General features: G+C 47.0%; 16 protein-coding genes. 4 read left to right on the top strand and 12 right to left on the bottom strand.

What is annotated here, in order from left to right; all coding sequences use genetic code 11:
* The 11 genes from W234_RS0103995 to W234_RS0104045 all read right to left on the bottom strand — a co-directional run.
* The coding region (locus W234_RS0103995; RefSeq protein ID WP_025644138.1) for an IS1595 family transposase at positions 1-515 on the bottom strand (515 nt) is incomplete at its 3' end.
* Between the two features lie 39 nt (positions 516-554).
* Complete coding sequence (locus tag W234_RS0104000) at positions 555-746, bottom strand: hypothetical protein (protein ID WP_025644978.1); 192 nt, start codon at positions 744-746, stop codon at positions 555-557.
* Between the two features lie 15 nt (positions 747-761).
* Complete coding sequence (locus W234_RS0104005; protein WP_025644980.1) at positions 762-1,511, bottom strand: type 1 glutamine amidotransferase; 750 nt, start codon at positions 1,509-1,511, stop codon at positions 762-764.
* Between the two features lie 25 nt (positions 1,512-1,536).
* Positions 1,537-2,295 carry a pyridoxine 5'-phosphate synthase gene (locus tag W234_RS0104010; RefSeq protein WP_025644982.1) on the bottom strand — a complete coding sequence of 253 codons (759 nt, stop codon included), beginning with the start codon at positions 2,293-2,295 and terminating at the stop codon, positions 1,537-1,539.
* A 63-nt stretch (positions 2,296-2,358) separates the two neighbouring features.
* Positions 2,359-3,258, bottom strand: coding sequence for an N-acetylmuramoyl-L-alanine amidase (locus W234_RS0104015; RefSeq protein ID WP_025644984.1), 900 nt, complete (start codon positions 3,256-3,258; stop codon positions 2,359-2,361).
* A gap of 26 nt (positions 3,259-3,284) precedes the next feature.
* Positions 3,285-4,646, bottom strand: a complete 1,362-nt coding sequence (locus tag W234_RS0104020) for an APC family permease (RefSeq protein WP_025644987.1) — start codon at positions 4,644-4,646, stop codon at positions 3,285-3,287.
* Between the two features lie 102 nt (positions 4,647-4,748).
* Entirely contained in the window at positions 4,749-5,519 is a 771-nt protein-coding gene (locus tag W234_RS0104025; RefSeq protein WP_025644989.1) for an MOSC domain-containing protein, read from the bottom strand.
* A 172-nt stretch (positions 5,520-5,691) separates the two neighbouring features.
* Positions 5,692-6,093 (bottom strand): ribosome silencing factor, encoded by a 402-nt coding sequence (gene rsfS, locus W234_RS0104030; RefSeq protein WP_037058907.1) that lies wholly within the window; start codon positions 6,091-6,093, stop codon positions 5,692-5,694.
* A 97-nt stretch (positions 6,094-6,190) separates the two neighbouring features.
* Positions 6,191-7,045 (bottom strand): nicotinate-nicotinamide nucleotide adenylyltransferase, encoded by an 855-nt coding sequence (locus W234_RS13635; RefSeq protein WP_037058909.1) that lies wholly within the window; start codon positions 7,043-7,045, stop codon positions 6,191-6,193.
* 407 nt (positions 7,046-7,452) lie between these two features.
* Positions 7,453-9,600 carry a phosphate acetyltransferase gene (gene pta, locus W234_RS0104040; RefSeq protein WP_025644993.1) on the bottom strand — a complete coding sequence of 716 codons (2,148 nt, stop codon included), beginning with the start codon at positions 9,598-9,600 and terminating at the stop codon, positions 7,453-7,455.
* A gap of 188 nt (positions 9,601-9,788) precedes the next feature.
* Positions 9,789-11,024, bottom strand: a complete 1,236-nt coding sequence (locus W234_RS0104045) for an acetate/propionate family kinase (RefSeq protein WP_025644995.1) — start codon at positions 11,022-11,024, stop codon at positions 9,789-9,791.
* A 544-nt stretch (positions 11,025-11,568) separates the two neighbouring features.
* Here W234_RS0104045 and lptM point away from each other — a divergent pair.
* From lptM to W234_RS0104065, 4 genes are all read left to right on the top strand, one after another.
* Positions 11,569-11,844, top strand: coding sequence for an LPS translocon maturation chaperone LptM (gene lptM / locus W234_RS0104050; RefSeq protein ID WP_025644997.1), 276 nt, complete (start codon positions 11,569-11,571; stop codon positions 11,842-11,844).
* 77 nt (positions 11,845-11,921) lie between these two features.
* Entirely contained in the window at positions 11,922-13,295 is a 1,374-nt protein-coding gene (lysA, locus tag W234_RS0104055; protein WP_025644999.1) for a diaminopimelate decarboxylase, read from the top strand.
* A gap of 239 nt (positions 13,296-13,534) precedes the next feature.
* The gene (dapF, locus tag W234_RS0104060) at positions 13,535-14,422 is read left to right on the top strand and encodes a diaminopimelate epimerase (RefSeq protein WP_025645001.1); all 888 of its coding nucleotides are present in this window, start codon (positions 13,535-13,537) and stop codon (positions 14,420-14,422) included.
* 60 nt (positions 14,423-14,482) lie between these two features.
* On the top strand, positions 14,483-15,463 hold the full coding sequence (locus tag W234_RS0104065) for a tyrosine recombinase XerC (RefSeq protein ID WP_025645003.1): 981 nt from the start codon (positions 14,483-14,485) through the stop codon (positions 15,461-15,463).
* A 173-nt stretch (positions 15,464-15,636) separates the two neighbouring features.
* Here the strand turns inward: W234_RS0104065 and W234_RS0104070 are convergent, their stop codons facing one another.
* On the bottom strand, positions 15,637-16,512 hold the full coding sequence (locus tag W234_RS0104070; protein WP_025645005.1) for a carbon-nitrogen hydrolase family protein: 876 nt from the start codon (positions 16,510-16,512) through the stop codon (positions 15,637-15,639).
* Positions 16,513-16,647 lie beyond the last annotated feature (135 nt).

Below are 16,647 nucleotides of genomic sequence, written 5' to 3' on the forward strand. Positions count from 1 at the left end.
TTCCAAAAGTTCTCAATGCCATTGATGTGATTGTTTTTACCACAAGTAAACTCTTTAGAGTGATTGACTCTGAAATGTTTGAATTCGCTCACATCTAATGCATTATAACTTCGATAGCTATCCGTATAAACAAAGCTGTCAGGCTTGATGTTACGCTTGATGACAGGCATTAGGGTGGTTTGTTTGGTGTCTGCTACGACAATGGTATAAACCTTACCGTTTCGTTTTAGAATACCAAATACAGCGGTTTTACCAGCAGCCCCGCGACCTCTTTTGCCTTTGCGTACGCCACCAAAGTAACTTTCATCTAATTCGACTTCGCCATCAAAAAGCTCATCAGCTTGTAATGAGAGATGGTAATCTATCACAAGTCTTATTTTATGATAAAAAAGTGCAGCAGTGTTAGGCTGAATATCAAGCAAATCTGCGGCTGTTCTAGCAGTCACTTCAGCTGTAAAAAACTCTAACAGCCTTCGCTGTACTTTTTTACTTAGTTTACAACGGGTTATCTTCATAAAAGTAGTCTAGCATAGTGCTTATCTACTACAGCCCCATTATTTATCTTGAGCTTTGTTCCGAGCCTCAGCCATCAACTCCTTTACCCGAGCACTTTCCCTAAGCACACAAGCCTCATATTCAGACAGCGACTCAGCGTCTTGTTGCTGCTGACTTTCCTTCTCCTCTTTAGCCTTTGCTTCTAGATACTCTTCAAGTTTTTGCTGCTCATCTTGCTGTGAATGACTCATGACTGACTCCTTATACTATTTATTTGCTGACGCTGCTATTCGATTAAACATAGTGGCAAGTCTGGCGTTATTCTCTTCAATATATTTATCGCCTAGCACTAATATCTCATCCGGTGCTTGTACCGTTTCGGGATAGTCTTTCAGTCCACTTTGAATAGCCGCATTACCATTGGAGACCATTTTAGGTAAGCTCTCTTTGGTGGCTTCAAAGTGACATTGCCAAGCGAGTACCCAAGTGCCACGCTGTTTATGTTTTGGCGTTTGATAGATAAAGCCTTGATTTGCCCAAGCCTGCGTCTCCGCAATAATGCTTGCGCCTTTGGGACAGTCAAAACCTTCGCCGTGCCAGTGAAACACCGTAAAGTCTTTGGGTAGATCTTGTAATAATGGATGCGCTTGACCTGCTTCGGTCAATTGCATCGGTAACCAGCCAATCTCTTTGATTCCAGACGGTTTCACCTCAGCGCCCAAACAATGCGCGATGATTTGCGCACCTAAGCAAATGCCAATGACTGTTTTACCGGCATCAACGGCTTGTTTTATCAGCCGCTTTTCTTTAATGAGCCAAGAATATTTATCCTCATCATGAACGCTCATTGGCCCACCCATCACGATGAGCCAATCAAAGCTATCTAGCGTTGGCAGGTTGTCGTTATCGTAGGAGCGACTAACGGTGATCGGATGATTATGCGCGCGCGCCCACTGTTTGATAAAGCTTAGATCCGCATAATCGGTATGAAACAGCGCGTGAATACGTAAGCTCATAACGTACCTGTTTTATCAAAACGTTCTATCCACAAATCTGCAAATACTGACGCACGACGTTATCCATGCCTTGCTCTAGCGATTCAATAGTAAAGGCATGACCAATCGACACCTCCGCGATATCACCAAGGCTTAGCAAATCGGCTAAATTGTTTAAATTTAAATCGTGTCCGGCGTTGACGCGCATACCGTTTTCGCTAGCGAGGTTAATACAATCGTCAAAGCGCTGTTTGACTGCAGCAAAGTTACTGTCGTTATTACTGCTGTCGTTATCCTTCTTATCTTCATAAGCGCGCGCCCATTCTTCGGTGTACATCTCTATCGTTTGTACGTCGCTAGCGATGACCGCTTTTATTTGCTCGATATCAGGGTCGATAAATACGGCGCAGCGTGTGCCAAAGCCTTCAAGCTCATGGCTGAGTTTGGACAGCATGTCGCTATATTTGATAATATCAAAGCCGTGGTCAGAGGTCAGCTGGTCTTCACTATCGGGTACGAGGGTGCATTGATGCGGTTTGACCTCGCGAATGAGTTTTAAAAATTGTTCATTCGGATTGCCTTCGATATTAAATTCGATATCTTGATAATCTTTGAGATACTCACTGATATCATAAACATCTTGATAGCGGATATGGCGCTCATCGGGCCGTGGGTGCACGGTAAAGCCTTTAACTCCTAGATCAATCAGCTTTTTTACAAAGTACAATAGATTAGGGTAGTCGGTGCCACGCGAGTTGCGGATTAAGGCGAGTTTGTTTAAATTGACGCTAAATAGGGTGCTCATAAGATGTCCTTTTTCGTTATTGTTATGGTTTGAGTGTCCGTGATTAATAGTTGATCACTCAGGCTAGTAAAAATCGTCACGTCCCACATACTTTTTATTGAGTGCTTTTAGGATAGCATAGGTCTCGATATCCATAATGCCTGTTGGCTTTAGCGGCCGGAAATGCAACTGAAAGGCATAAATGACATTGCGGCTCTCTTTATCCCACACATCTGTAGTATTCATCTGATAGCCATAATCACGAAAGGCCTGCTTGACCTCCCGTATCGTTGGGGTAGCTAGCTGAACTTGCTGCATAAAATATTGCTTATCAGCCTCATCATACCAAGCGCCAATACCGTACTCGCTGTACAGTCGCTGCCAAGGGAACTTAGCACCTGGGTCAATCTTGCGCGAGGGGGCAAGGTCCGCGTGACCGATGATGTTTTTGGGGGAGATGTCATACCGCTGCGCAATATCTTGCACCAATTGCGCGACTTTTTTGATTTGTAGCTCATCAAATTCGACGAAATGAGAGTAAGGATGATAGTCAAGCTCGCTATTTTTGAGGGCGTTTCGATATTGAGGTTTGATACCTTTATTGACGATCTCAATACCGATAGACGTGTCATTCAGGATCGTTCGACCGGCAAAACCGCCGTCGCCGGCGTGCCAAGCGCGCTCGCTCTCTGGCACAAGACTATATATCTTATTGTCATTCTTATCCATAACGAGGTAATGCGCGCTGACTTTGCCGCGAGTTAATAGCTTGATGGAGCGCGCGTTGTCGCTGACGGTATAGTGCAGCACAATCGTTTTAATGCGCTCGCTTTTACCTGTGGCTTGATAGGTCTCGCTATCGATAATAAAAGGTTCAGTGATAACAGGTTGGACATTGTTCGTCGTTACGCAGCTGACTAAGGATAGGGCTAATCCTAAGGTTGATGCTGATACTAATTTTGAAAAGGAGATATTATTAACCATGAATTGCTCTGTATAAAAGGGGATATTTAATTACTACTATCACTACCCGCATAAACAATTTTTCTATAACCAATCGCCCCCAAAACGATAAATACCGCTAATAAGATATAAGCGTTTAACGACAGTGCCGCAGGCGAGAAGGGCAGCAGTAGCAAGGATATAAAGACCATACTAATCAGCACTGATAAATAATTTAGAATACCTGCTTGGTTCTTTCGGCGCTCGTTGAGTAGATCAGCCATGGTGACATAAGCGAAGCCAACGGTAATGCCTAATGATGCCATACTGACGATATCGAGCAAGTAGTTGCGACCGAGCCACGGCGAAAATAAGCAAACGATGGCGATGATGGTCACCGCTTTGGTCTTACTAAAACGCTGGCGCTTATCCGTGAACACGCTTGGTAATAAGGACGACTCACCCATGGATTCTAAAAGCTTGACGGAAGATAAGATAAAGCCATTAATACCGCTAAGTATCGAGCCGATCATGGCGATCGATAGTAGCCCAATGCCAATGCTGCCAATACGGTTCTCTATCCCTTCGCCTGTCGCCCAGCCACTATTCTGAATCGCTTGGTAATCAAAGCTCATATTTAGCGCCGTGAAGTAGTTGATCAAAAAGTAGAACAATACGCCCGCGATAAGGGAGATGAGAATAATACTTTTGGTTTTAGTCTTAGAGTCGCTAATGGCTTTGGAGATCTGCGGCGTGGTCTCAAAGCCCACGTACGCCCATGGCATCACGGCGAGAATCGGTAGCCAAACGAGGCTGGTAATAGAGCTGCTGGGCATGTCCGTTGGCAAAAAGGTCTGTGTCATTGGCACGGCCCACAGTGAGCCAAAGAACAGCGCGGTGACCGAGACAATCATAAACAGGGCGATATATAATTGAATCTTGGCACTGACTTGTACGCCCCTGAGGTTAATATAGCTAAATAAAATAATCGCCGCGCTACACACAAATACCTCGCTGGCGTAGACCTCCCAGCCAGCAATGCTATACAAATAGCCGATCTGTAAGCTACTAGGCAACAGATATCTCAATAAGAGCGCCACGGCAGAGATATTGAGCGCGACGATGGAGATATAGCCTATTGCCACACCCCAGCCATAGACGTAGGCATGTTTGCGATTGATATATTTTTCGATCCAATAGATACCGCCGGACTCATGCTCTGGGGTTTGGGTCAGCAGATTAATATAAGCGCGCGCGACCATATAGATCGCTAGAGTACCGACAAGAATGGCGACGGATGAGCCCAGTAGCTGCGACTCGGGTAAGAATAAATCGCCCGGCATCACATAAGCGCCCCAGCCGATAATCGCGCCGACGCTGATGGCTATGGCTTGTAGATAGCTGATATTTTCTGTCTTTGTTGGGCTCATGAGTTGCCCCTTAGACACATAAAAGTATTAAGAATAAGCACAATTATTTTAAACTTAGCGTGGATCATAAAAGCCTTTTAGTTTAATAGGTTAAGCGATCTCTCAGCTCTTTTTAATCTTTTTTTGCAGCACTGTTTTCCAACTCTCCTCCAAACACTCAATAGCTAGCCAAGGCTCAATCACTTCAGCATCATGTTTTTCTTTTGAATTAGCCAGTTGCCATAGCGCCTCTAGCGTGGCAAACGGATAGGGACGCTCTACCAAATAGACCGGTAAATCCGCATCAATTGTGCCATCGCGTACTACTTCAAAATACCAGCCCGCGATACCTTGTTTACTGACCCAAGACGCGATATTTGGGAGTTGCTTGGTTTTAAACTGCCCAATTTGGTCGTTGATTTTATAGCAAGGACGGCGCGGTTGTACGATACGTAATTGCACGCTTTCAGTGTCTTCGATTTCACCATATTGATAGACATCGCCGATACAAACCGTAGCTTCCGTCATCTCTGGTAAGTCATTGACCGCTTGAGTGATAATGTTTTCGCCCAGTGTACCCACGCGCACGTTTAGATCAAACTCATCGTTAATCTGCTCGTAAGTCGCAGGCGGCAGTTGATGCATCGCTTTTAGCGGGCCACCATGATGCTTACGGTCGGCTTGTTCATCAGTTGTAAGGCCCATAAAATTGACCGCAACGGGCGCTTTGATCGGTGCTTTATCGATAGCGCTCATTTGCTCACGGGCGAAGGGCATGGCTTTGCCTGCGCGCACATCGATTAAAGTGGCGATATGTAGGGGTAGCGGTTGATTAAAGTCATGTGCTGCGCTTTGAGAGTTTTGAGAAGTAGAGTCTGTATTGGCGGCGTTCATTGAATGTCCTAGCAGATCGTCACGTGAATAAGGCTATAGTATCGCAAAGTGTAATGGTTTTGTGTTTGATTAACTTTGTTGCTTATATAAAGCGCCAGTTATCAATGACATAAAAAAAGACCGGATATTTTATCCAGTCTGTTTATTAAGTGCGCTAGTCAGTTTTTTGCGTTTAGTTACGGCGACCGGCTTTTTTCTCACGCGGCGTGGCAACTAATTCTGCTAAGCTCTCAGGCGATGACCACAGGCCTTCTAAGTCATAGAACTCGCGCGCAGCTGGCGTCATCATGTGCACAACGACAGCGCCCAAGTCGATCAGCGTCCAGTCAGAATCAGTGCCACCTTCGCGGCCTAATGGCATAAAGCCTGCTTGCTTAGCATCAGCGCCTAAGCTGTCAGCCAACGCGCGAACATGGCGCTTGGAGGTGCCCTCAGCGATAACCATATGCTCCATGACGTCTGTTAAATCCTCAACATCAAGTACGGTGATGTTTTTGGCTTTCATACCGTCCAAAGCGGAGGTTACTAGCGTTAAGCATTCTTCTAAACGTTCGTTAGTCATAGTGTTGCTCATAAATTTGTATCTCTTTAATCGTCATTCGCTATAAAAAGTGAATCGTCATCGGCCATAAATAAGTGGTGACGACTATAATAAGGTGATTTTAACGGAATTAGTCTGCGGAATATAGCTTATGCTGCACAATATAGTCATAAACTGCAGGATGTAAGTGTTTGGATAGATACTCGCAGTGATTAAGCAAGCCATCTTTTATAATAGGGGCGGTATAATAAGTCAGGAGTTGGTTACGAATCTTTGTACTAGATACTTTCTGTACGGGTCGTGAGTCTATATAAATGCGTCCTTTGCGTAAGGTTTTCAAGCCTTTATTTGCTAAGTTTTGGGCTGCTAAGCTGTCAATAGAAGTTGTAACCAGCTCGCTGATAGAGTCAACCACTTGCGCCGGTAGCGAATTAGGTAGCTCATTGATGAGCAAAGCTCGCTGCTTATCACTTAAGGTTTTACTATTATCAAAAGGTTTATGCGGTAAGTTAGGGTCTGTAGGGTTAGCATTGGAGCTGGCATTGTCGGCACTACGATCAAACACCCAAAGATGAACGTAGTCCGTCAACTGTAAGCCCTGTTTCCATTTATCTAAACTACGAGCACTATCCATACCCATAATAAATATCAAGACATCTTGCGGATGGCGCTGACGTAAAGTCCGCACACTATCGATAGTATAGACAGGTGGGGGTTGCCAAATCTCAAGCTCATCGACGCGTATGGGCGTATCTTGCACCGCGAGTTTTAGCATAGCCAATCGATGCTTAGGTGCTAGGCTTTGTGATTTAAAAGGCGAACGCGCGTTGGGTAATAACGACACTTGTAGCTCACAGTTTCGCTCGGCCGTAAGCGGCGCAAGCGAGTGGTAGACTTGCATCGCCATTTCAATATGAGCGTTATGTACTGGATTGAACGAGCCGCCCAAGTAGGCGCGAATGGCAGTAGGGAAAGGTTTAGTCATAGCATCATTATAACGTTTGTCGATAGATATTTCTGCTTAATCAGCAGGTATCATCAGCTCTATCAAAAAAGCGCTCAACATAATGATGCTAAGCGCTTTTGTTTAAAACTAATAGGGCGTGTTGAACATTCACAAATGCGCACTGCTGATCGCTAAAATAGTTCTAGTCTAAGTGAAAATTGCAGGTAATGCTTATTGCATTGGCTAGATTTTCCCAACGACTAGGGCGATTTTAGCATCAGCCCTCACTACAACAATAGGGACAGGACTATTTTTTGCCGCTTTATTGATAAAAATAGACGCTTAGAACAACTAAACTTACCATTTTTATCTGCAAATCGCCTAAAAAATAGTCTCTGTCAGTGCCAAGGTCGAATGTTCAACACGCCCTAATGATTTAAATACTTTTAAATCAAATCACTATAAGCCTGAATAGCCGTGAGAGCAATAGTGTAGACAATATCATCGACTAGAGCGCCGCGCGATAAGTCATTGACCGGCTTATTAAGGCCTTGGAGCATAGGACCGACACTGATGACGTTGGCGCTACGCTGCACCGCTTTATAGGTGGTGTTACCGGTATTGAGATCAGGGAAGATAAAGACGTTGGCTTGACCGGCGACTTTGGAGTCTGGCGCTTTTTGTTTACCGACACTCATTACAGAGGCAGCGTCATATTGTAATGGGCCATCAACGGCTAGATCTGGGGCACGCTCGCGGACGATTTTCGTCGCTGCAATGACTTTTTCGACATCAGCGCCAGTACCAGACGAGCCGGTCGAGTAGCTGATCATCGCCACTTTTGGGTCGATACCGAAGGCGGCAGCAGACTGCGCCGATTGAATAGCAATCTCAGCCAGCTCCTCAGCAGTTGGATCGGGGTTAATAGCGCAATCACCGTAGACGACGACTTGCTCAGGCAGCAGCATAAAGAATACTGACGATACTAAGGAATATTGCGGCGCAGTTTTGATCAGCTGAAACGCGGGACGTACGGTGTTGGCAGTGGTATGAATCGCGCCAGACACTAGGCCGTCGACTTCGTCTAGTTGTAGCATGGTCGTGCCTAGATAGACTGTATCTTGTAGATACTCAGCAGCGACCTCGCTGGTCGTTTTACCTTTACGGCGCTCAACTACTGCATCAATATACTTGCTCATATCAAGACTAGCAGGGTCGATGATTTCAAGCCCCTCAGGCAATACTAAATCACGGTTTTTGGCGACTTGTTCGACTTCGCTACGCTGCGCTAACAGCACACAATCGGCGATACCGCGGCTTTGACAGATACAGGCGGCTTCGACGGTACGCGGCTCAGCGCCTTCTGGCAGTACGATGCGTTTTTTGGCGTTTTGTGCTTTTTTGACCACTTGATGGCGAAACGCAGCAGGCGAGAGACGGGCGACATAATCACCGCTAAAGTATTCTTTTATCCAGCTGAGATCTAAGTGTGCTGCAACATAACGAGCGACATCGGTTGCGCGCTCGGTATCATCGCTTGGTATCTCAGAACTCATGTGTAGTAGGTTTTGTACCGTCTCAAAGCTATCGGTCTCGACGCTCATGACAGGAATGCCAGTCTTCAGCGCCGACTGCCAAAGCTCAGCTACGGTCTCGTTAGGGACTACACCGCCTGTCAGTACTAGACCTGCTAGTGGTACGCCGTTGATACAAGCTAGGCCTGCTGCTAGCAGTAGATCATCACGGTCGCCTGGCACCACAATGAGCGTACCGCGCTTAAAGACCTCATCAACGCGCGAAACGGAGCGTGCGGTCAGGCTAATATCATTGATACGGCGCGATTTGGCGTCGCCGACGTTGAGCCAAGTGGCATCAAGCTCAGCGGCGATATCCCAAGTGCGCGGCACGGAGAGCGAGTCACTAAATGGCACGACACCGATGAGACGGAAGCGCTCGCTATGAAAATGCGGTGATAGGCGCTGCACCTCTTGGATGAAGTTTTCATCTAAGCTCACTACCGCCTCACCAGGAGCGACAGGCTGAGTCTCAAAGGTATTAGGCACGTCATGCACGCGCATTAAGATAGTGCCAAGCGTACGTTCATGAGCGATACCGCCAAACTCGCGCGCGTGCACGTCAAGCTTGTCTGCTAGATAAGCAGGATTGCTGGTGTCGACAGTGCTGACAAAGATAATCTTCGCGTCTAAAGCATGGGCGATGGCTTGGTTAATTTGAGAAGCGTAAGAGGCTTCGGTGGTTGGCACTAAGCCTTCACAGATAACCACATCAGGCTCGCCATCAATACTGTGATAATTGCCAATAACCTCTTCCATTAGCTCGTCAAGATTACCATCGCCGATCATGCGCTCAACGCGCTGACGGTTGATAGATTTGGGCGGCGTTAGGCCAAACGCATGCATGATAAGGGCGCTTGAGCTGTCCAAGCTGTTTTGTTTATCGAGCGTATCGTCTTGCAAAAACGGCTTCATAAAGCCGGCTTTGATACCGTTATAATCAAGCGCGCGAATGAGGCCAAGAGCGGCTGAAGTCACGCCGATACCGCGACTGATAGGAACCAATAAAATAGTTTGCATAGTGTATCCTACGGTTTGTTATATTTTTAAAGACTGAGAATGTATGATGGGCGGCTATTATTGTTGCTAATAAGCGACTAGTCTAGCAAGTAACTGGCTTAATAAAAGACTGAGCTAATAATAGACCCGTTTGCGCAGTCAAAAAAAGCGCCATGCTTATACAGCGACAGCGCTTTTTTATTAACCCTTTAGTCTAGACCCAAGGTTTGACGGGTTTCTTTAGCGATTTGACACTCTTCGTCAGTTGGGATGACCCACAGCTCAATACTGCTATCGTCACTCTCAAAGCGCCCTTCTGCGCCGCCAACGAGCGATTTGTTTTTGTCTGCATCGAACGCGATACCGAAGTGACGCATCACGTTTAGGATACGCGCGCGCGTGGTCGCTGAGTTCTCGCCGATCCCGCCGGTAAAGACAATACCGGTAAACTCAGGTAGCGCGCAGCTGAGGCTCGCCAAATACTTACCAACGCGATAAGCGAACATCTCGATTGCCAGCTCGGCATCTTTATGACCTTCGTTAGCTGCTTGCTCGACGGTGCGTAGGTCGTTAGACAGACCCGAGATACCTAATAGGCCACTTTCGCTATTGAGCATTTTATCTACATCTTCCAAGCTCATACCAAGTTGACGCTTTAGGTGGATATGTAGGCTTGGATCGACATCACCACTACGCGTGCCCATCATCAGCCCCTCAAGCGGCGTCAGTCCCATACTGGTATCTAGACTTTTGCCATCATAAACGGCAGTCGCTGAGCAGCCATTCCCTAGATGCGCAGTCAACCAGCCTTGCGGGCCATTAGCTTCGGTGAGCTGGCTGGCACGTTCTGAAACGTAAGCGTGCGAGGTACCATGAAAGCCGTAACGGCGGATTTTTTCTTCTTCATATAGCGCTTTTGGAATCGGATAACGATAAGCCACAGGCGGCATAGTCTGGTGAAAGGCAGTATCAAAGACCACGACTTGCGGAATATCAGGATAGATCGCTTGTACCGCTTCGATGCCTAGAGCATTAGCTGGGTTATGCAAAGGTGCTAACGACTTGAGACGTTTCACTTCCGATAACACATGATCGTTCACTTTGACCGCTTCTGAGTATTCACGCCCGCCATGGACGCCGCGATGACCGACAGCGATAAAGTGATACTGCTCGAGGAGCTCAAGCACTTTTTGTAAGGCAAGTTTATGACGGCCACCTGGAATAGCAATTTCAAGCTTTTCACCATTTAACGCGGTATGTTTGATACGAGCGGTATCGAGACCTAAATTTTCGGCCAGTCCCGTGATACGAGTCGATTCATCCTCGCTGATCAAAGCGTACTTAATAGAAGAGGAGCCACAGTTGAGGACTAAAGTGGGATTGGTTAATACTGAGTTGTCCGAGTTCTCATCGCTAGAAGCGGAGGGGTTGACGCTGTCATTCATGCTCTATCCTTAGATTATGGCTGTTGGGTTGTGGGTGTTGGATTATGGGTAGGAATAATAAATCATATAATAAGTAGGGGTTCAATCATTTAAACCATTTGAATGATTAAAGCAAAATAAAATGCTAAAGCTAAAGACAAGGTAGCATATTTTAGAACAATTACCACACTTGCGGTTAAGCGTTATACCACAATAACTATAAGGTTTAAGACAAGCATCCGTCAAGTATTAGTTACAGCTGTACACTGAGTGTCTAAAAAATAGTCTCCGCGCGTGCCACAACCGAACGTACAACACGCCCCATTAAATGTAGCATTTATAAAGAATAATGATAGGTCAATATTGCAACTAAAATTATCGCTAAACACAGTCAATCGCTGCCAATTAATGCTATGATTACAGGCCTATTTGATGCTCGATACTGGCTGGTATGGTACGGTTAGCGAGCAGGATTATTTAGCGTTAAAATATCAATAGCTGATTGTGAATTTTGCGCAAGCAGTTTTAGCGCAATCAGTGATGCATGGTTAATGGCTTACCACTTATGAAAACTCTAAAACCGAATTTTATATTTTCAAAACTTACTGCTATGGCGGTTACTCTAGTGGCTCTGAGTTTGAGCGGCTGCGGGCAAAAAGGCCCGCTATACTTGGCAGATACTGAGCAAGGGCTCATCACCAGCGCTGAGGTATTAGACAGTACCAGTCAGCCGCAAGATGCTGCATTTGCTGGAGTAGATGATGACGAGTATAAGCGCACACGCTATCTTGAGGAGCAGCAAGTGCTGCCTGAGCCAAGCGATGATGCAAATGATTATTGATTGATTGCTAAGCGATGCTGCAAGTTTAATAATGTGATAATTTCCTTTGAAAACCTGAATGAATGAAAGAGAGGACTATGAGTAACTCTGAGCCGCAAAGACAGGCAACTGTGGCAGATAGCCAAGCGATTACCGTACAAACTGAGCACGGGTTGTATATCGATCCTCAAGCTTTAAGCGCCCATCTGCCAGCGCTGAGCTATCGCAATAACGAGCTGTATATTGAGGACGTTAGCGTGAGCGGTTTGGCTAAGCAGTACGATACGCCTTGTTATGTCTACTCCAAGCAGGCGATCTTGGATGTTTATCAAGCCTATAGCGATAGCTTTGCCAGCCTTGAGCACCAAATATGCTACGCGGTAAAGGCCAATTCTAATTTGGCCGTATTAGGCATCTTGGCGCAGGCTGGTGCTGGCTTCGATATCGTATCCCGCGGCGAGCTGATGCGCGTGTTAGCAGCAGGCGGCCAAGCGGGTCGCGTCGTCTATTCAGGCGTAGGCAAGACATACAGCGATATCGAATTTGCTCTGCAGCAAGGTATTGGCTGCTTTAATGTCGAGTCCATCAGCGAGCTGTCGTTAATTAATGAAGTAGCCGACCAGCTAGATACACCAGCGCCGATATCCCTACGGGTCAATCCTGACGTCGATGCTAAGACTCATCCTTATATCTCAACGGGGCTAAAAGATAATAAGTTTGGCATCGCTCATGAACAGGCGCTTGACGTTTATGCGCAGGCCGCGGCGATGTCACATATTGAGATCGTTGGTATTGATTGTCATATCGGCTCGCAGCTCACCGAAGTTGCGCCCTTTGTAGCCGCACTGGACAAAGTGATTGAGCTGGTGCAGGCTTTAGCGGATCAAGGTATTACGCTCAAGCATGTGGACTTGGGCGGTGGACTAGGCGTGCGCTACATTGATGAGTCGCCAGTGTCCATCGCTGATTTTGCCGACGCGCTATTGCCGAAACTCACTGAGCTGGGTCTCAAAGTATTCTTTGAGCCGGGGCGCAGTATGGTTGCTAATGCTGGCGTGCTACTCACTCGCGTTGATGTTCTTAAACCGACCGAGCACAAAAACTTTGCTATCGTTGACGCGGCGATGAATGATTTGATCCGCCCAGCGCTGTATCAAGCAGAGATGGCAGTGATTCCTCAGCAGTTACCTAACGGTGGTATGCAAGCTGACGATACAAAGGCTTGGGATATTGTTGGCGCTATTTGTGAGACAGGTGATTTTTTGGCTAAGGATCGTGTATTGGCGCTTGCCGAAGGCGATATCTTGGCTATCACTGGTGCTGGCGCTTACGGCTTTACTATGAGTAGTAATTACAATTCGCGTCCGCGTGCTAGCGAGGTTATGGTGGCACAGAGTCAGCAGCAGTTGATTCGTAAGCGTGAGACGATCGAAGACTTATACCGCGATGAGATGCGTTGGCAAGATCAATAGCGAAATGACTAGCCGGCCCCTATGTCCATGGTAAAAGTCTGAGCTAAAAAGCTCCTAGTGATTTAGTAAATTTATTTTAAAAGCCCATTGTCATGATGACAGTGGGTTTTTTATGGTGACTATTTTATGACGAGTATTTCATGACGGTCTCTACCATTCATCACGCGCTGATAGTTATCATTGTGCAGGGTAGCGTGCTAATATAACCGACATATAAAAACAGAATAGGACACAAGGATATGTTGATAGAGTTTACAAAGATGCATGGGCTAGGTAACGATTTTATGGTTATCGATTTGGTGACTCAGCGCTTAGATTTGACCAAAGAGTTGGTAGAGTTATTGGGCGATCGGCACTTAGGTATAGGCTTTGATCAGCTGCTAGTCGTTGAGCCGCCAATGCGCCCGGATGTTGATTTTAGCTATCGCATCTTCAATACCGATGGCACTGAAGTTGAGCAATGCGGCAATGGCGCGCGCTGTTTCGCGCGTTTTGTGCAAGCACGTAAGCTGTCATTTAAGCAGCGCTTGCGGGTTGAGACGGCGAGCGGCGTCATCTCTTTGACCACTGATCGTTATGGTTGGGTCGAGGTCGATATGGGTAAGCCTAAATTTGAGCCGGATGAGATTCCGTTTACCCCAAAAGCCACCACCAAAATCCAAAACGCCTATCATCTCGATGTCGCCGGTACACCAGTACAGCTTTATGTTGCTAATATGGGCAATCCGCATGCAGTTATCAAGGTCGACGATGTGCTAGATGCGGAAGTGGCCACTTTAGGCAAAGCCATTGAGTCGCACCGAGCGTTTCCGGATCGGGTCAATGTCGGCTTTATGCAAGTGATGAATCAGCGTCATATCCGTCTGCGGGTGTATGAGCGCGGAGTGGGCGAGACGCAAGCTTGCGGCACTGGCGCTTGTGCGGCAGTCGCTATCGGTATCCGTGAAGGCTGGCTCGATGAAGGCGAGGATATCCGCGCGCAGCTCTACGGCGGTAGTATGATTGTCAAATGGCAGCCAGGCTATTCGGTAATGATGACCGGTCCTACTGCCTTTGTATATGAAGGGGTATTCAGTCCCGATGGTATTATGGCGCAAGCGGGTCTCAAGCCTAATTCGCCAAGCTAAATACGGCTAGCTAAGAGAGTATTTAAGATACCAACTAAGAGAGCAATCAAGAGAAAAGCTATGAGCGTCAAAGATTATGTCAATCCGGCAACGGATATAGAGACCGATGCGGTGTTACGTGAGCTATTGACGCCAGTGCATCGTTGGCTAAATACCTTGTCAGTACGCAATCACTCTGAGCATACTTTGACAGCTTATCTCGCTGGCGTTCAGCAGTTAGCGTTGTATCTGCGCGGTAAGCGTCTGAGTTGGACGCGCTGTGATAAGCGCCAATTAGCTCAGCATATCTCTCAGCGTCTTGATGAAGATAAGCTTGCGCTAGCCAGCGTGCAGCAAGAGCTCTCGGCGATCCGTCATTTTTATAGTTGGCTTATCGAAGAGGACATAGCGCGTATCAACCCGACGACTGGCTATCAGCTCAAGCGCAGTCCGCGGCCGTTGCCTTCGATTGCTGATGTTGATCTGCTCACTCAGCTTTTAGAGCAAGAACTGCCTGATACGCCAGAGCAGGCGAGATTGTGGCTGCGAGATAAAGCAATGTTTGAGCTGCTCTACAGCAGTGGCTTACGGGTAGGCGAGCTGGTGGCGCTCGATATGATAGATATCGATTTGTCTGATTTGCGCGTTCGAGTGACCGGTAAAGGCAACAAAACGCGTTTAGTGCCAATTGGTAATAAGGCAGCTGAAGCGATTAAGCGCTACTTACCGCATCGTAACCTTTGGGTAGAGGGGCAAGACAGCGCTTTATTTATTAGTGAAAAGCTCGGTACGCGGCTCTCTACTCGCGCCGTACAGCAGCGTTTAAAAGTAGCAGCCAAACGCGCCGGTATCGCACAAAACCTCTACCCGCACCTGCTGCGTCACTGCTTTGCCTCGCATATGCTCTCCGGCAGTGGTGATTTGCGCGCGGTACAAGAGATGCTCGGTCATAGCGATATTAGCACCACTCAGATCTATACCCATGTAGACTTTGCTAAGCTTACCCAAGTCTATGATCGCGCCCATCCGCGCGCCTCTCTTACTCAAAACGATAGTGAGTGATAGTCAGATTAAAAATGAACTGCGTTTAATATATAAGTTATGATCGTGGGACTAGTATAAATTTTACTGGCGTGCTGTTATCGTTCGATGCTGCATAAAATTCATCCCAGTTTCACGTGATAATATGACGTTTTTATTTCAATTAAATTTACACCCAATTCTTATAAATACTATTAAGCCAAGCGATGACACTGAAAAATAGGCATCTTCTCGCGCCCTTGCTGCTGCGTTGACTTATCAAAACTAGCGAAAACTAAAGCGTAATCCTTGTGCTTATCCTCAGTTTTCATCTCGCTGCTCTCGTAGCTGTCGACTATCGTGCCATCAAAGGCGGTAATGGCACTATGTCCCCAAGTCTGGCGCGCCTGCCCGTCCTTATAATGATGCTCGCCGCCTTGTGCCGCGCCTATGACTAAGCACTGACTATCTAGCGCTCGCGCGCGTAGCAGTAGCTCCCAATGCGCTTGTCCGGTCAGATAAGTAAAGGCAGACGGCGCGCTTAGCAGCTCAGCACCGGCTTGACGCAAACGTTGAGCAAGCGCGGGGAAGCGCAAATCAAAGCACACCATCATTCCTAGCTGATAGCTCTCACCTGCGACTTCGATAGGGGTGACGACAGTTTGCGTGCCCGGCTCAAACGTTGCCGCTTCGTTATAGCTGCCTTGCTTATCGGCGACTGTGGCGGTGAATAGATGAATTTTGTCATAGCGAGCAAGCCGGCTACCATCGGGCGCAAACAGTTGACTGACTTGACGTAGACGACCATCAGGAACTAGCGCGCCATCCGGACGAAACGGGCAAGGTAGCGAGCCGGCTAACAGGTGCACGTTGTGCTCGCGCGCGTAGCTAGCAAGCGTCGCTGATAGCGACTCGAAACGCTCGGCAGTGGCAAACTGACGACCCATGCTACAACAGTTCTCAGGCAAAACGATCAGCTGCGCGCCTTGAGTGCTCGCTTCCTCAATACCAGCCTTAATAGTGCTAAGATTGGCTTCGATATCTTGCTGACTGTTCATTTGTAGCGCCGCGACGTTTAATACTTTATTCATAGAGCTTCTCGTTTAATAGTAATAGATATTATTTTTAGCGATAAAAAGGACTATAACGCTATATATGTTATAAATTATCATAGCAATAGGACTATGAAAAATGCTATCGTCATGACCCATTAGAGTGATAAGTCG

Origin of the sequence: Psychrobacter sp. TB15 (genome assembly GCF_000511655.1) — a bacterium.
Lineage (GTDB): Bacteria > Pseudomonadota > Gammaproteobacteria > Pseudomonadales > Moraxellaceae > Psychrobacter > Psychrobacter submarinus.

What these genes read in the sequence shown, in the direction of transcription:
- W234_RS0104000 (WP_025644978.1), bottom strand. Translation starts at nt 746, where the DNA reads ATGAGTCATTCACAGCAAGATGAGCAGCAAAAACTTGAAGAGTATCTA.
- W234_RS0104005 (WP_025644980.1), bottom strand. Translation starts at nt 1,511, where the DNA reads ATGAGCTTACGTATTCACGCGCTGTTTCATACCGATTATGCGGATCTA.
- W234_RS0104010 (WP_025644982.1), bottom strand. Translation starts at nt 2,295, where the DNA reads ATGAGCACCCTATTTAGCGTCAATTTAAACAAACTCGCCTTAATCCGC.
- W234_RS0104015 (WP_025644984.1), bottom strand. Translation starts at nt 3,258, where the DNA reads ATGGTTAATAATATCTCCTTTTCAAAATTAGTATCAGCATCAACCTTA.
- W234_RS0104020 (WP_025644987.1), bottom strand. Translation starts at nt 4,646, where the DNA reads ATGAGCCCAACAAAGACAGAAAATATCAGCTATCTACAAGCCATAGCC.
- W234_RS0104025 (WP_025644989.1), bottom strand. Translation starts at nt 5,519, where the DNA reads ATGAACGCCGCCAATACAGACTCTACTTCTCAAAACTCTCAAAGCGCA.
- rsfS (WP_037058907.1), bottom strand. Translation starts at nt 6,093, where the DNA reads ATGAGCAACACTATGACTAACGAACGTTTAGAAGAATGCTTAACGCTA.
- W234_RS13635 (WP_037058909.1), bottom strand. Translation starts at nt 7,045, where the DNA reads ATGACTAAACCTTTCCCTACTGCCATTCGCGCCTACTTGGGCGGCTCG.
- pta (WP_025644993.1), bottom strand. Translation starts at nt 9,600, where the DNA reads ATGCAAACTATTTTATTGGTTCCTATCAGTCGCGGTATCGGCGTGACT.
- W234_RS0104045 (WP_025644995.1), bottom strand. Translation starts at nt 11,024, where the DNA reads ATGAATGACAGCGTCAACCCCTCCGCTTCTAGCGATGAGAACTCGGAC.
- lptM (WP_025644997.1), top strand. Translation starts at nt 11,569, where the DNA reads ATGAAAACTCTAAAACCGAATTTTATATTTTCAAAACTTACTGCTATG.
- lysA (WP_025644999.1), top strand. Translation starts at nt 11,922, where the DNA reads ATGAGTAACTCTGAGCCGCAAAGACAGGCAACTGTGGCAGATAGCCAA.
- dapF (WP_025645001.1), top strand. Translation starts at nt 13,535, where the DNA reads ATGTTGATAGAGTTTACAAAGATGCATGGGCTAGGTAACGATTTTATG.
- W234_RS0104065 (WP_025645003.1), top strand. Translation starts at nt 14,483, where the DNA reads ATGAGCGTCAAAGATTATGTCAATCCGGCAACGGATATAGAGACCGAT.
- W234_RS0104070 (WP_025645005.1), bottom strand. Translation starts at nt 16,512, where the DNA reads ATGAATAAAGTATTAAACGTCGCGGCGCTACAAATGAACAGTCAGCAA.